The organism is Thiorhodospira sibirica ATCC 700588 (assembly GCF_000227725.2).
GTDB classification, from domain to species: domain Bacteria; phylum Pseudomonadota; class Gammaproteobacteria; order Ectothiorhodospirales; family Ectothiorhodospiraceae; genus Thiorhodospira; species Thiorhodospira sibirica.
Window position 1 is genome coordinate 400,848 of sequence record NZ_MU255056.1, and the last position, 15,005, is coordinate 415,852.

Below are 15,005 nucleotides of genomic sequence, written 5' to 3' on the forward strand. Positions count from 1 at the left end.
GACCGGTCTCGCTTATAGGCCAAGGCCGCTGGCAGGGGCCTCGGTGTTGAATTGCAGTCGATACAGGCGGGCATAGATGCCCTCTTGGTCCAGCAATTGCTGATGCGTACCCAGCTCGACAATGCGGCCTTGTTGCATGACGGCAATGCGATCGGCGCTTTCAATGGTGGAGAGACGGTGCGCAATCACCAGGGTGGTACGGTTGCGCCTTAGATTCTCCATGGCCGCCTGAATGTAGCGCTCCGATTCGGTATCCAGGGCTGAAGTTGCCTCATCCAGGATCAGGATCGGGGCATCTTTGCAAAAGGCGCGTGCCAAGGCGATGCGCTGACGCTGCCCGCCGGAGAGCAGGATGCCATTTTCGCCCACACGCGTCTGCAGCCCGTGGGGCAGGGCATTGATAAATTCCATCGCATAGGCCGCCTCAGCCGCCGCCTGGATGCGCGCCTCCCGCTCAGGACCGCGTTGCCCATAGGCGATATTATGCGCCAGGGTGTCGTCAAACAAGGTGACATGTTGGCCCACATAGGCGATCTGGGCGCGCAGATCATAGAGCCGATACTGTTCAATGGGGATACCGTCTAAGGTAATGCTGCCGTGCTGTGGACGGTAAAAGCGCGGCAACAGGCTGGCCAGGGTGGTTTTGCCGCTACCGGAGCGCCCGACCAGGGCCACGGTTTCGCCCGGTTGGAGGGTGAGGGTGATGTCGTGTAACACCGCGCCCTGTGCTGGCGTGTACGCAAACTCCACCTGGCGAAATTCAATGTGGCCCCGCGCCCGTTTCACGGACTGTTTACCGAGGTCGGTCTCGGTGGGCGAGGCCAGCAGGGCAAAGATGTTTTGCCCGGCGGCAATGCCTTTTTGCAGCAAGACATTGACATTGGTGAGGCGTCGCACCGGGGTCAGCAGTAGCAGCATGGCGGTAATAAACGACACAAAGGTGCCCACGCTAAGGCTTTCCAGCGTAGGTTGCAAGGTTGCCAGCCAGACAATCAGCGCCAGGGCGAGCGCGACAATGAATTGCACCAGCGGCATGTGTCCGGACTGGGCGGCGACCAGCTTCATGTGCAGGCGGCGGTTGCGTTCATTGATCTGATCAAAGCGCGCCTGTTCGTAGGCTTGCCCGTTGAAAATCTTGACCTCCCGCTGCCCGTCAATGACCTCGTTGGCCACCTGGGTGACATCCCCCATGGACGACTGAATACGCCGACTGAGACGGCGAAAGCGGCGGGTGACACGAGACACCACAATGGCCACCAACGGCGCAATAATCAGCACCGCCAGGGTCAGCCGCCAGTTCAGATACAGCATCCAGCCCAGCAGGCCCAGCACGGTGAGCGTATCGCGCACTAAAATCGTGAGGCTATCCGTGGCCGCCCCGGCCACTTGTTCGACATGGTAAGTCAGGCGCGCCACCAGCAGGCCCGAGGGGGTGTTATCGTAAGCCCCCACCGGCATGTGCAACAGGTGCCAAAACAGCCGTTCACGCAAGGTTTTTACCACCTGCCGCCCGACATATTTCATGGTGTAATTGGAGACAAACTCCGCCACACCACGCACGATAAACAAGCCCAGAATGGCCAGCGGAATCCAGCGGATCAGATCCGGATCACGGGCCACAAAGCTGCCATCCATCAGCGGACGCATCAAGGCGGCAAAGCCGGTTTCCGTAGCCGCCGTTAGCACCATGGTCAGCAGCGATAGTGACAGAATCGGCCAATAGGCCAGGGAGTAGCCCAACAGGTGTTGATAGACCTGCCAGCCAGACAGCTGGGCGCTATCTGGCGGTGCGAGGGAATCAGGTAATGAAGAAGAAATAGCCTGCCCCTGCCGTTAAAAGGAGCTGATCAGAATCAGCAAGACATTCAGGCCAATGATGGCAACCAGGGGGGAGAGATCAATCATCCCGGTCTGTGGCAGGATGCGCCGCAAGGGGGTAAGCAGGGGGCGGTTAAGGCTATGCAGCAAAGAGGCCAGCGGATTATGACGCATCCCGCCCCCAGCCATAAACCAGCTCATGACCGCCTCAATGATCAGGCTAACCATGTAGATATAAATCACCAGACGCGCTAGCTGCACCAGACTCAAGACCATCAGCGCCAACAGCCCCACGCCAATCCCGCTTAACAGCGCAATCAGCCAAAGCTCCATCAGCTTTAAGGTAAAAATCAGAAAAAACGCGGCACTGTCGATGGGGCCAACCGAGGGCAACAGGCGGCGCAAGGGACGCAGCACCGGCTGCGTGGCACTGATTAAAAACTGCGAAATCGGGTTATAAACATCGGCCCGCGATACGGCGAGCAAAGTGCGCAGCATCAATATCAAAATATACAGGCTAAACAGCGTCGAGACCAAAAACACCGCGACGTTTTGCAAAGGAGTCGGCATGGTTTACATGTCCTTGAAAATTAAATGACGCACACAGCGTCAATGGGTCGAAAAAACCTAAGACGTATTTAGCGTAATGACGCAGTGGCACCATCCTGCCCCAACTGCTGCGCCAATTCCCGCGAGCGGTGGTGCGCCGCCTCCAGGGCCTGCTGGAATACATCACGCAGACGGCCTTGCTCTAACACCGCCAGCGCCTGTTCTGTAGTCCCCCCCCTGGAAGTCACCCGGGCGCGCAATGTGGCGGCATCCTCATCAGATTCCAGCGCCAGCTTGGCCGCACCAAAGGCGGTTTGCAGGGCCAGCAGACGGGCGGTATCCCGCTCCAGACCCAGCGAGACCCCGGCATCTTCCAGGGCCTCCATGATCAGGAAAAAATACGCCGGGCCACTGCCCGACAACGCCGTCACTGCATCCAGCTGACCTTCCTCTTCCAGCCAGACGGTCAGACCGACCGCGCGCAAAATGGACTCCGCCAGGGCGCGCTGTTCAGGGCTAACACGGGCATTGGCAAACAAGGCGGTTGCACCACAGCCGATCAGCGCCGGAGTATTGGGCATACAGCGCACCAACGCGGCCTCGCCACCCAGCCAGTGTTCCAGATCCCCCAAGGTCACGCCCGCTGCAATCGAGATCAGCAGCGGCTTGCGCTGTGCCACCTGCGGAGCAATGGCGCGGGCCAGTTCCGCCAAAGACTGCGGCTTGACCGCTAGCACCACCACCTCCGCATGGGCCAAGGCCAAGGCATTGTCATCGGTGGTATGTATGTGGGTAAAGCCCTCATTTAAGGCGTGCAGAGTCTGTGGGTTAATATCCGTGGCCCACAAGGCACTGGGGTTCCATCCATTCTGAATCAGTCCACTGATCAGGCTGCGCGCCATATTCCCGGCGCCCAGAAAGGCTAGGGTTTCATTCATAAAATTTGCATTCCACGTGGCGACACCTTCCAGGTGTCGCTTCAAAAAAGCGAACGCAAGATGCGTCCGCCACCGCTCATAGGGCTTGGTTTAGCGCCCCCGTTTAGATACACACCACCTGATTACGCCCAAGCTCCTTGGCCCGATACACCGCCTTGTCGGCCCGCTGCAACATGGTATCCAAATCCTCTTCCAGCGACAGAGTCACGCCGATGCTGGCAGTGATCTGTACCGGACTGTGATGGAGATTAAGCGCAATATCGGCAATCGCGGCGCGGATTTTTTCAAACACTGCCGCCGCTTGTTGCGGTTCCTGCAATACCGCCAGACAGACAAATTCCTCGCCGCCATAGCGGGCGATGATGTCCGCCTTGCGGGTATTGGCGTGTAGCGTCTGCACTATCCGCTTGAGCGCCGTATCCCCGGCCTGATGGCCGTATTGATCGTTAATCCGCTTGAAATGGTCAGCATCAATAATTGCCGCAGCCAGGTGGATATGCCCCCGGCGGGCATTGGCATACAAGGTTTCGCCAAGCTCAAACAGATGCCGCCGGTTATAGGCCCCGGTTAAAAAATCGCGGATGGCGGCCTCACGAATCTGGCGCACATAGCCGATCATATTGGTATTTTGGGTGACGCGGCAGTAAAACTCTTCGACCTCAAAGGGCTTATTGAGAAAATCATTGGCCCCGGATTTTAACAGCATTGCCGACAGGCCGGTATGCGTGGCATCGGACAGACCAATGATGGCCAGCTCCTCGCGCCGATAGTGTTTGCGCAACCGTTGGATCAACTCCTGCCCATTCATGCCCGGCATATAATAATCAGTAATGACCAAGGCAATATCCGGGTGTTGCTGCAAGATCTCCAAAGCCGCTTCGCCATCGGCAGCACTCAGCGTGTAATAGCGATAATGTTTGAGCAACTGCTCAAGATACCCGCGAACACTGTTGGCATCATCCACGACCAAGATCTTAACCGCCTGATTTTCATACAGCCGCCCGACCACATAGGCAACATGCTCAATCTCGTTGGGATTGCCTTTGATGACATAATCAATCACCTGCTTTTGCAGCATGGCCTCGCGCACCACGGGATTGACACTGCCGGTGAGCACAATGATGGGAATGCCATATTGCCTGACATAATCAACCACCTCACCATCCGGGGCATCCGGCAGATTCAGATCCAGCACCGCACACATAAACTCCGCCCCATGACGCTCCAGCTGTTCGGTGACTTCGCGCAAATTACCAGCCTTAATCGGCTCAATGCCATGAATATCTGCCAGACAGGCACATAACAGATCACAAATGGATTTGCTGTCATCGGCAACCAGAACCTTTGTAGACGGCACCTCTGGCCCCAAGCGAGGGTCTTTTAACCGGCTAAGCTGCATCGTTTGGTAGGATTGCATATCGGGTATCGCCTAAAGGGAGCATAAAGCTGTTGAAATCGCCACTGCGTCCAAGCATCCGGGCCTGCGGCCGAAATGATATACCGCACACCCGCCCACGGCTAGTATATAGCCAGGCGCTTTTCTCCCTGTATCCACCACGCCCCACATGCGAATTCACACAAGGCTTTCCACCTGGCAGGCCGTTGAAAAGATCATTAAGCGGTTTCTGGGAGATGTGGCTACGTCTCTGGAATCCAACATCGGAGACCAAAGGCCGGGTCAGATTTGGAATTGCTGCGCGCTATCGGTCTGATTCGTTATACTGTGTGTTTTGCGTAAGCGGTTTGATTCCTGCGCAGGATGTGCGGGTCTTAGCGTTGCGGTACAGCCGCAACCGGCGGACAGACAGGCCGTCGCTGTCAGTGCCTGGCGTTTTTTGCGTGGGCGCTTTAGCGTGTAAGGGGCGGGTGTTTGAATCCGTCTGATCGTGCAGGGATTTCGGCGCCGCTGGGCGTCAAGGGGCTTGAGTTGGGCGACGGTGTCGCATCAACCAGGTGCGGATAAATCTAGCCTGATCAACGTTGGTTAGGTTTTTTGGAAGGGCAGTAACGACAATATGGCAAAAAAAGACAAAAGTGAAACCTCCTATCCACCGCTGAGTCAGGCGGTATCGGGACAGCGCTGTGAAATTAGCCCAGAAACCACCGGGCGGCTGAGCTATTACAAAAATGCCCCGGAGAATGACACCCAGTCGCGTCCTTTGCTGTTGATTCATACCATCAATGCAGCGGGCTCGGCCTATGAGGTACGGCCTTTATATGAGCATTATGCCAAGCAGCGCCCGGTGTATGCCCCGGATCTGCCCGGCTTTGGGTTTTCAGATCGCAGTGCGCGGGAATACACCATCCGTCTGATGACCGATGCGATTCACGAGATGGTCAAGGAGATCCAGAAAATCCACGGCGAGCAGCCCATTGATGCCATTGCGGTTTCGCTGGGCAGTGAGTTTCTCGCCCGCGCCGCCCAGGAAAAGCCGGAGTCTTTCCGCTCCATCGGCCTGATCAGTCCGACCGGCTTTAACCGCTCTACCCCCAAAACTGGCGCGCCGGAATCGCATCGCGGCAAGCATCTGCTCTACCATACCTTCAATTTTCCGCTATGGGCCAAGGGCTTTTTCAACACCCTGACCTCGCGCTCCGGCATTCGCTTTTTCCTCAATAAGACCTGGGGCAGCAAGGACATTGATGAGGGTATGTTGAATTATGACTGCCTGACCACACGCCAACCGGGTGCGCATCATGCGCCGTTTTATTTTGTCTCGGGCTTTTTGTTCAGCCGCGACATTCGCGAGATTTATCAAAACCTGCAGCATCCGGTGTGGTTTATCCACGGTGTGCGCGGTGATTTCATTGATTTTGTACATAAAAATAGCGTAGAGGGCAAGCCCAACTGGAGCCATGAGGTGTTCTCTACCGGCGCTTTACCCCATTTTGAGATGCCAACAGAGGTCGCTGCCAGTTATGATGCCTTTTTGACCAAACTGGCTTAGCATAAGGCCCGCGGCATGTCGCAAAAAGGCCCGTAAGTGGGCCTTTTTATCGCCACCCTGCAAAGCCTATGTGCGGTTTTGCAAAGAAAATGCACCCTTAAGGTGATTGTGAGGAGTTTTATTTTTCGATGAACAAAAATTACCTGTTTACCTCCGAGTCCGTCTCTGAGGGGCATCCGGATAAGATGGCGGATCAGATTTCGGATGCCATTGTCGATGCCATTCTTGCTCAGGACCCGCACGCCCGCGTGGCCTGTGAGACCCTGGTAAAAACCGGCATGGTGATTCTGGCCGGCGAGATCACCACCTCGGCCCAGATTGATTATGAACATCTGGTGCGTCAGGCGGTGGTGGATATCGGCTATGCCAGCTCCGAGGTCGGTTTTGATGGGCACACCTGCGCGGTGATCAATGCATTGGGTAAACAGTCGCCCGATATTGCGCAAGGGGTGGATCGTGATGTCAGTCATCGGGAGAATCAGGGCGCGGGTGATCAGGGGTTGATGTTTGGCTATGCCAGCAATGAAACCGATGCGCTGATGCCCGCACCGATTCACTATGCACATCAACTGGTGCGCCGTCAGGCGCAAGTGCGCAAAAGCGGCGAGCTGGCATGGCTGCGCCCGGATGCCAAAAGCCAGATTACGTTTCGCTATGAAGACGGTGCCCCGGTGGGCATTGAGGCGGTGGTGTTGTCCACCCAGCATGACCCGGAGATCAGTCAGGCCGATCTGCGCGAGGCGGTGATTGAGAGCATCCTCAAGCCGGTATTGCCCAGCGCCTGGTTTGCCGGGTGCGCCAATGAACATATCCATATCAATCCGACCGGCAAGTTTGTCATCGGTGGGCCGGTGGGTGACTGTGGTCTGACCGGCCGCAAGATCATTGTAGACACCTACGGCGGCATGGCGCGCCATGGCGGCGGGGCATTTTCCGGCAAGGATCCTTCCAAGGTGGACCGTTCGGCAGCCTATGCCGGACGCTATGTGGCGAAAAACATTGTTGCCGCCGGGCTTGCGGATCGCTGCGAGATTCAGGTGTCGTATGCCATCGGGGTGGCGCGTCCGACCTCGATCAGCATTGAAACCTTCGGCACCGGCAAAATCCCGGATGCGCGCATTGTCGAGCTGGTGGGCGCACATTTTGATCTGCGCCCGTGGGGGATTATCCAGATGCTGGATTTATTGCGCCCCTTGTATCAGCCCACCGCCAGCTATGGGCATTTCGGCCGCAACGATCTGGATTTACCCTGGGAGCGCACCGACAAGGCCGCACACTTGGCCCAGGCAGCAGGCATTAAATAAGTCTTGGCTATCCTTCCCCGCCCTGAACGGCGGGGCTTGTCGCGCAACTGGTCAGCGGCTTAAAACCCGGTGGTCCCTGGTTGCCGATAACGCCAGGGGTTGCCGGGACAGCAGGCTTTGGCAAACCGCACAAGCACCAACACCGAGCGCTTTGTTTTAACTCTTCAACACCTGTGGCGAACGCCCCTTGCGTTCGCTGATTTTACAGCGACACCGAGAAGGTGTCGCGACGTGGAGCAGATGATTCATGGCAACAACGCAGCAACGTCTTTTGCTAAGTGGTAACGAGGCGGTCGCCTTGGCCGCCTTACATGCGGGGGTGCATCTGGGGACAGGCTATCCGGGTACGCCTTCTACCGAAATTTTGGAATACCTGGATCATATCGGCGGCAAGGCGCAATGGTCGCCCAATGAAAAAGTGGCCCTGGAGGTCGGCATCGGTGTGTCCTTTGCCGGTGGCCGCACCCTGATCACCATGAAGCATGTGGGGGTCAATGTTGCCGCTGACCCCTTGTTTACGGCGGCCTATACCGACTTGATTGGCGGCTTGGTGCTGATTTCTGCAGATGATCCCGGCATGGCCTCAAGCCAGAACGAGCAGGATAATCGCCATTATTCCCGTGCCGCGATTGTGCCGATGCTGGAGCCATGTGACTCCCAGCAGGCTTATGACTTCACCCTCAAGGCCTTTGAACTGTCTGAGCGCCACAAGATTCCGGTGATTTTGCGCATGACCACGCGCATTTGCCATGCCAAAACGCCGGTGGTGCCGAACCAGGATGTCACTCCGGCGCCCACGCCTGAGTTTGTGCGCGATATTCCCGGCCGGGTGATGATTCCGGCCTACGCCAAACCGGCACATCACCGCATTCGTGCCAAGATGGCAGAACTGACCCGCTTTAACGAACACAGCGATTTTAACCGCATCTATCCGGGCAGTAGCGAGCTTGGCATCATCGCCTCGGGGATCTCGGTTATGCACGCCCGCGAGGCGGCGCCCCAAGCCAGTTTGCTGGCTTTGGGCATGACCTGGCCGCTGCCGATGGCGCTGATTGCGGATTTTGTACGCAGCGTCAAGCGCTGCATCGTCATCGAAGAAGGGGACCATCTGCTCTATGAGGCGCTGCGTGCTGAGGGCCTGATGGTGGAGGCCAAGCCGGAGATGTATCGCTTCAGTGAACTGACCGTTCCCCGCGTGCGCCGGATTCTGGCCGGTGATCTTAGTCCTGAGCCGCAACCGCCCAAGGGTAAGCCGCCGGAGCTGTGTCAGGGCTGCTCACATCGGCCGGTGTTTGAGATTCTGGGGCATATGGACTGCATCGTCGCCGGGGATATTGGCTGCTATAGTCTGGGCGTTTTGCCGCCGTTTAACGCCATGGATACCTGTGTGTGCATGGGCGCGGCGATTGGCGTGGGGCTGGGGATGCGTCATGTGCTGCCAGAGGCGCAGGCCCGCCGGGTGGTCAGTGTGATTGGGGATTCCACCTTTGTGCATTCGGGGCTTACCGGTCTGGCCGAGATGGTCTATAACCCGCCGCCCACCGGGCATGTGGTGTTGATTCTGGATAACAGCACCACCGCCATGACCGGACGGCAGGAACATCCGGGCACGGGACGCTCCCTGGGGCATGAACCCACCAACAAAATGGACTTTGCTGCCGTGGGCCGGGGCATGGGCATCAAGAACGTACACGTCACCGACCCGATGGAAGACCCGCAGGGCTTTGCAAGCCTGTTGCAGGAACTGCTGGCCAAAGACGAGCTGTCTTTGGTGATTGCTGAGCGCCCCTGTGTGCTGGCAGCGCCGATGATCCGTGTCTATGAACAGGCGGCGGAGGAGAAATTGCAGACCAGCTGTGCCGGGGCGGTGGGTCACTAGGTTGCGAACGCCTCTTGCGTGCGCTGATTTTATAGCGACACCTGGAAGGTGTCGCCACCACCAGATCATTTGATGTCACTGAGAAAATGCGGCACCGGGAAGGTGTCGCCAAGATAAAGGGCCAATCATGTCAAATACCGTAACCAATGTTGTTTTTGCCGGACTGGGAGGACAGGGCATTATCAAGTCCTCGGATATCCTTGCTGCAGCCGCCTTTGCGGCAGGTCTGGATGTGAAGAAAAGTGAGCTGCACGGCATGAGCCAGCGCGGTGGCTCGGTCACCAGCGATGTGCGTTTTGGCAGCGAGGTGTTAAGTCCGATGGTGCCCGCCCAGGAGGCTGATTTTTTGCTGGTGCTAGAGCCCACCCAGGTGGAGATCAATCGCGGCCTGTTGCGTCCAGGGGGCGTGTTGCTAAGCCCCGATCTTATTCCTGACGGGGCTTTGCGTAACAAAAAAAGCCTCAATGTCGCCATGCTGGGTGTGTTATCTGTGCTATTGGCGCTGCAGCCCGAACATTGGGAGCAGGGTCTGAAGGAATGCCTGGCGGTACGTCTGCACAAGGTCAACGAACAGGCTTTTGCGCTGGGACGGCGGCAAGGCGAGGCCCGCTTTAAATCCTGAGTGGGTGACGGCATTGTGCGCGATGGCAATGCCGTCCCTGGATCACTGAAAAACCGATAAGATGGAACAGACCATCACGCATTCACCGCGCATAAAAACCTATCCACAATTGCACTAATCAGAATAAGTCTGTTCACGCCGTCAACGCCAGTGCGGGCGAACCCGTCTTATCTAACGCTTGCGTGCGTTTAAGGTCTCGCCTGAGCGCGTCGCGACCGCTGGCGCCGGGTTATCGCGTCGAAGCAAATGGTGCGATAAGCGGGCGGAACCGTCAAGGCGATAGGCACTCGCGGCGAATGGTCAATCTGCGAAAAATGTGAAAATATAAAAACATTTGAAAATTTTTTAGCGAACCGTTAAAGCCCCGCAAGGGGTTTGCCAGAAGGGGGGAGAAACACCAAGATGCTAGTTGAACGCTGGAACGATGCCGCCGGGGGCTTTCACCCGGCCAGTGCGGCCGATTATCTGCCCAAGGGCAAACTGCAGGAGGTGCAGTTACGCCGTCTGCGCGCCGTGGTTGAGCGGGCCTATGCCAATGTCGCCCTGGTGCGCGAGCGGATGCAGGCCGATGGGGTCCGACCAGATGACATCACGCAGCTCAGTGACATCGGGCGCCTGCCCTTTACCGTAAAAACCGATCTGCGCGATACCTACCCCTTCGGCCTGTTTGCCAGCCCGATGAGCGAGATTGTGCGCCTGCATGCCTCCTCAGGCACCACCGGCAAGCCCATTGTCGTGGCCTATACCCGTGAGGATCTGGGCGTGTGGGCGGAGGTCATGACCCGCACCTTTGCCTGCTGTGGCCTGCATCGCGGCGATATCTTACAAAATGCCTTTGGCTATGGTTTATTTACCGGCGGTCTGGGCGCACATTATGGCGCCGAGGCCCTGGGCGCGACAGTGATTCCGGTGTCGGGCGGCAACACCGAGCGACAACTGATGGTGATGCAGGATTTCAACGTCACCGCAGTGTGTGCCACACCCAGCTATTTCATTCATGTGATCGAACGCGCCACCGAAATGGGCATTGATCTGCGCACCTTGCCCTTGCACACCGGGATCTTCGGCGCCGAGCCCTGGAGTGATGTGATGCGCCAGCGCATCGAAGAAGGCGCCGGGATCAAGGCTTATGACATCTACGGCTTATCCGAGATCATCGGCCCCGGCGTGGCCAGTGAATGCGAGGCGCAGCACGGCCTGCATGTGTTTGAGGATCATTTTTATCCGGAAATCATCGACCCGGAAAGCGGCGAACCGCTGCCCGATGGCGCCGAAGGTGAGCTGGTTCTGACCACCTTAAGCAAGCAGGCGATGCCGGTGATCCGCTACCGTACCCGCGATATTACCCGCATCATTGCAGAACCCTGTCGCTGCGGGCGCAGCATTCGGCGGATTCAGCGCATTGGGCGACGTTCGGATGATATGTTCATCATTCGCGGCGTCAATGTCTTTCCTTCACAGGTCGAAGCGGCGCTGCTGGCGGTGGAAGGCACCCTTCCGCATTATCAGATCATCCTCACCCGGCAGGGCGGTCTGGATCAGATGACTGTCGAGGTCGAAGTGACCCCGGAGGTCTTCAGTGATAAAGTACGTGCCCTGGAAGATGTACGCACCAAGATTGCCAAGGCGATTGAGCATATTCTGGGCATCCGTGTCACCTTGCGTCTGGTTGAACCGCGCACCATTGCCCGCAGCGAAGGCAAAGCCCGCCGGGTCATTGATCAGCGTGAGATTTAAGAGAGTCACAGGAGAGCGTGCATGAAGCTTCAACAACTGTCGGTATTTTTGGAAAATCGTCCGGGACATCTGGCCGCGCCCTTGACCTTGCTGGCCCAGGAAGGCATCAATATCCTCAGCCTGTCGCTGGCGGATACCGCCCAATTTGGCATCCTGCGCATGATTGTGCGTGACTGGGAACGTGCCCATGCCATCCTGAAAAACGCCGAGTGGGTGGTCAATCTCACCGAGGTCGTGGCGGTGGATGTACAAGACCGCCCCGGCGGGCTGGCTGAGGTGTTGCAAAGTGCCGGTGATGTCGGGCTGAAAATCGAATATATGTATGCCTTTTCCATGCGGCGTGATCAGCGCGCTGCGCTCATTTTCCGCTTTGAAGACCCGGATCGTGCCATTGCTCACCTCAAAGCGCAGGGGCATCATGTGATTGAGGCCGAGGAGCTGTTTGCGGCGGTGGAAGGATAGGCCCTCAGCCTACGCTGCGTCGCGACACCGTTGCGGTGTCGCGGTGCGTTGAGCAGGCAACTATTTCATTAAGGCACAAACGGATGGCAGCAACCGCCCCTAACCCGATGTCTGAGCAAACCCCCTATGCCAGCACAAAAAATGAATTTGAGCTGACGGATAAAGACTTTGACTTTGTGGTGCGCTTTATTGCCGAACATGCGGGTATCTCGCTGACCCAGGCCAAGCGCCAGATGGTCTATGGGCGCTTGGTGCGCCGTCTGCGGGCCCTGGGGCTGCAACAGTTTTCCGATTATTGTGCCTTGCTGGAAGACCCCGACAGCGGTGAGGTGGAAAATTTCGTCAATGCCCTGACCACGAACCTGACGGCGTTTTTCCGTGAACCGCATCATTTTGAGTTTCTCGCCCAGGAACTCTTGCCCCGGCTGGTCAATGAGCGCCCCCAGCGGCGCATCCGGGTGTGGTCGGCAGGCTGTTCAACCGGCGAGGAGCCGTATTCACTGGCGATGGTACTGGCAGAGAACCTGCCCGCCAGTTGGGATATCCGCATTCTGGCCACCGATCTGGACTCCAATGTAATCAGTACAGCCTCTGCCGGGGTTTATCCGCTGGAACGCCTGGGCAAGCTGGAAGCCGTGCGCATGAAGCGCTGGTTTTTGCAGGGCAAGGGGCGCAATACCGGCATGGTGAAGGTGCGCCCGGCGCTGCGCAAGCTGATCACCTTTCGGCAGCTCAACCTTTTAGGGAGCTGGCCGATGCAGCAAGCCTTTGATGTGATTTTTTGCCGCAACGTGGTGATTTATTTTACCAAGGATACCCAGCGTGGCCTGTTCAACCGGTTTGCCGATCAGCTGCACCCGGAAGGACATCTGTTTGTCGGGCATTCCGAATCGCTGTTTAAGGTGTGTGAGCGTTTCCGTCCGCTGGGCGGTACCATCTATCAAAGAATTCTCTGATGAACCATCCGCCCAGCTTTGGCAGCCGCGTCAATCCCAATGAGCCGCTGCCGCCGGCACTCCCCGGTTATGAAAAAATCAACCGTTACTGGGATCGGCTGCATGAACATTATGCCGCAAAGATCCTTCCCGGCGAGTATTATGTCACCAAAAACGCCGAGCTGATCACCACCGTCTTAGGCTCGTGTGTCTCGGCCTGTATTCGTGACCGTAAACTGGGGATTGGCGGCATGAATCATTTCATGTTGCCTCACAGTGAACGGGTGAATATCCATGACTGGGGCAGTTGTACCTGGTCGTCGGCTACCCGCTATGGCAGCTTTGCGATGGAGCGGCTGATCAACGATATTCTCAAGCATGGCGGGCGGCGTGAAAACCTGGAGGTCAAGCTGTTTGGCGGTGGCCGTATTCTGGCGCAGATGACCGATATCGGTCGTCAGAATATCAGTTTTGTGCGCGAATATGTGCGCGTTGAAGGCTTGAGCGTACTGGGTGAGGATCTGGGTGGCTTTCATCCGCGCAAGGTCGTGTTTTTCCCGCAAACCGGGCGGGTGCGCGTCAAACGCCTGCGTACCCTGCATAACGACACGATTATCCTGCGTGAAGTCGATTATATGGAAAAACTTGATGAAAAGCCGATTCAAGGCGAAGTTGAATTATTCTAAGAGGGCTATGTGGTTGTGAGGACCCCGATCCGTGTACTGATTGTTGATGATTCTGCCCTGATTCGTCGCCTGCTCACCGAGATTTTGAGCAAGGCGGCAGATATTGAGGTCGTGGGCACCGCCACCGATCCCTATGTGGCCAGGGATCGCATCAAGCAGCTCAATCCTGATGTGTTGACCCTGGATGTGGAAATGCCGCGCATGGACGGCCTGACTTTTTTGCGCAATCTGATGCGGCTGCGGCCCATGCCGGTGGTGATGGTGTCTTCGCTGACGGAACAAGGCGCTGAAGTCACCATGCAGGCGCTGGAATTGGGGGCCATTGATTTTGTCACCAAGCCCAAGGTCGATGTGGCCCATTCCATCAATGATTATGCCGATGAACTGATCGAAAAAATCCGCACCGCCGCACGCGCCTCGGTACGCGCCCTGACCGCCCCGCACAGCCCCGCACCGCGCTATAGCGCCGATGCGGTCTTGCCCAAAGCCACCGCCAGCAAGCATTGGCGTACCACCGATCGCATTTTTGCCATCGGCGCTTCCACCGGCGGCACGGAGGCGATTAAAGAGGTATTATTAGGCCTGCCGCCGGATGCCCCCGGCACCGTGATTGCACAGCATATCCCCGCTGGATTTAGCGCCGCCTTTGCCGATCGCATGAACCGCCAGACCAATCTTACGGTCAAGGAGGCCGAAGATGGCGATGTGGTGCGTCCGGGTCATGTTTTCATCGCCCCCGGTGGGCGTCATCTGCTGCTGGCGCGTGATGGTGCCCGCTATATCTGCCGCCTCAATGATGGCGAACCGGTGAACCGCCACCGTCCCAGTGTCGATGTCTTGTTTCGCTCCGTGGCACAGGCGGCCGGGATCAATGCCTGTGCGGCAATTCTGACCGGCATGGGCAATGACGGCGCGCAGGGCCTGAAAGAGTTGCATGACCTCGGCGTTTACACCGTGGCCCAGGATGAGGCTTCCAGCGTGGTCTGGGGCATGCCGGGCGAGGCAGTAAAACTCGGTGCCGTCAATGAGGTATTGCCGCTGCAGCGCGTGGCCACCGCCCTGCTCAAGGCGGTCAAGGCTTAACCGCGTCGCACCCACGGTATGCCCCCGCGCAATGACGGGTGACA

The 15,005-nt window shown here is 57.5% G+C and carries 13 protein-coding genes; 9 read left to right on the forward strand and 4 right to left on the reverse strand.

Translation table 11 applies throughout. The annotated features are described in order from the left end of the window. Positions 1-12 precede the first annotated feature (12 nt). The 4 genes from msbA to THISIDRAFT_RS02010 all read right to left on the reverse strand — a co-directional run bounded on the left by msbA (position 13) and on the right by THISIDRAFT_RS02010 (position 4,722). Positions 13-1,740: a lipid A export permease/ATP-binding protein MsbA gene (msbA, locus tag THISIDRAFT_RS01995; protein ID WP_006786305.1), complete on the reverse strand. Its 1,728-nt coding sequence runs from the start codon at positions 1,738-1,740 to the stop codon at positions 13-15. 93 nt (positions 1,741-1,833) lie between these two features. Next, on the reverse strand, positions 1,834-2,388 hold the full coding sequence (locus THISIDRAFT_RS02000; RefSeq protein ID WP_006786306.1) for a YggT family protein: 555 nt from the start codon (positions 2,386-2,388) through the stop codon (positions 1,834-1,836). 68 nt (positions 2,389-2,456) lie between these two features. Continuing rightward, positions 2,457-3,305, reverse strand: a complete 849-nt coding sequence (proC, locus tag THISIDRAFT_RS02005) for a pyrroline-5-carboxylate reductase (RefSeq protein WP_006786307.1) — start codon at positions 3,303-3,305, stop codon at positions 2,457-2,459. Between the two features lie 103 nt (positions 3,306-3,408). After that, positions 3,409-4,722: a response regulator gene (locus THISIDRAFT_RS02010; protein WP_006786308.1), complete on the reverse strand. Its 1,314-nt coding sequence runs from the start codon at positions 4,720-4,722 to the stop codon at positions 3,409-3,411. 598 nt (positions 4,723-5,320) lie between these two features. Here THISIDRAFT_RS02010 and THISIDRAFT_RS02015 point away from each other — a divergent pair. From THISIDRAFT_RS02015 to THISIDRAFT_RS02055, 9 genes are all read left to right on the forward strand, one after another. Beyond that, positions 5,321-6,253 carry an alpha/beta fold hydrolase gene (locus tag THISIDRAFT_RS02015; RefSeq protein WP_006786309.1) on the forward strand — a complete coding sequence of 311 codons (933 nt, stop codon included), beginning with the start codon at positions 5,321-5,323 and terminating at the stop codon, positions 6,251-6,253. Positions 6,254-6,381: 128 nt separating this feature from the next. Next, positions 6,382-7,557, forward strand: a complete 1,176-nt coding sequence (metK, locus tag THISIDRAFT_RS02020; RefSeq protein ID WP_006786310.1) for a methionine adenosyltransferase — start codon at positions 6,382-6,384, stop codon at positions 7,555-7,557. Positions 7,558-7,804: 247 nt separating this feature from the next. Beyond that, complete coding sequence (locus THISIDRAFT_RS02025) at positions 7,805-9,436, forward strand: thiamine pyrophosphate-dependent enzyme (RefSeq protein ID WP_006786311.1); 1,632 nt, start codon at positions 7,805-7,807, stop codon at positions 9,434-9,436. A 127-nt stretch (positions 9,437-9,563) separates the two neighbouring features. Next, positions 9,564-10,058 carry a 2-oxoacid:acceptor oxidoreductase family protein gene (locus THISIDRAFT_RS02030; RefSeq protein ID WP_006786312.1) on the forward strand — a complete coding sequence of 165 codons (495 nt, stop codon included), beginning with the start codon at positions 9,564-9,566 and terminating at the stop codon, positions 10,056-10,058. 402 nt (positions 10,059-10,460) lie between these two features. Then, positions 10,461-11,795 carry a phenylacetate--CoA ligase family protein gene (locus tag THISIDRAFT_RS02035; protein ID WP_006786313.1) on the forward strand — a complete coding sequence of 445 codons (1,335 nt, stop codon included), beginning with the start codon at positions 10,461-10,463 and terminating at the stop codon, positions 11,793-11,795. A gap of 21 nt (positions 11,796-11,816) precedes the next feature. After that, positions 11,817-12,257, forward strand: coding sequence for a hypothetical protein (locus THISIDRAFT_RS02040; protein WP_006786314.1), 441 nt, complete (start codon positions 11,817-11,819; stop codon positions 12,255-12,257). A 107-nt stretch (positions 12,258-12,364) separates the two neighbouring features. Next, positions 12,365-13,213: a CheR family methyltransferase gene (locus THISIDRAFT_RS02045; RefSeq protein WP_050984827.1), complete on the forward strand. Its 849-nt coding sequence runs from the start codon at positions 12,365-12,367 to the stop codon at positions 13,211-13,213. Next, positions 13,213-13,878, forward strand: coding sequence for a chemoreceptor glutamine deamidase CheD (gene cheD, locus THISIDRAFT_RS02050; protein ID WP_006786316.1), 666 nt, complete (start codon positions 13,213-13,215; stop codon positions 13,876-13,878). Before THISIDRAFT_RS02045 ends, cheD begins: the two co-directional genes overlap by 1 nt. Before the next feature lie 15 nt (positions 13,879-13,893). Beyond that, positions 13,894-14,961, forward strand: coding sequence for a protein-glutamate methylesterase/protein-glutamine glutaminase (locus THISIDRAFT_RS02055; protein ID WP_139063947.1), 1,068 nt, complete (start codon positions 13,894-13,896; stop codon positions 14,959-14,961). Positions 14,962-15,005: the final 44 nt, after the last annotated feature.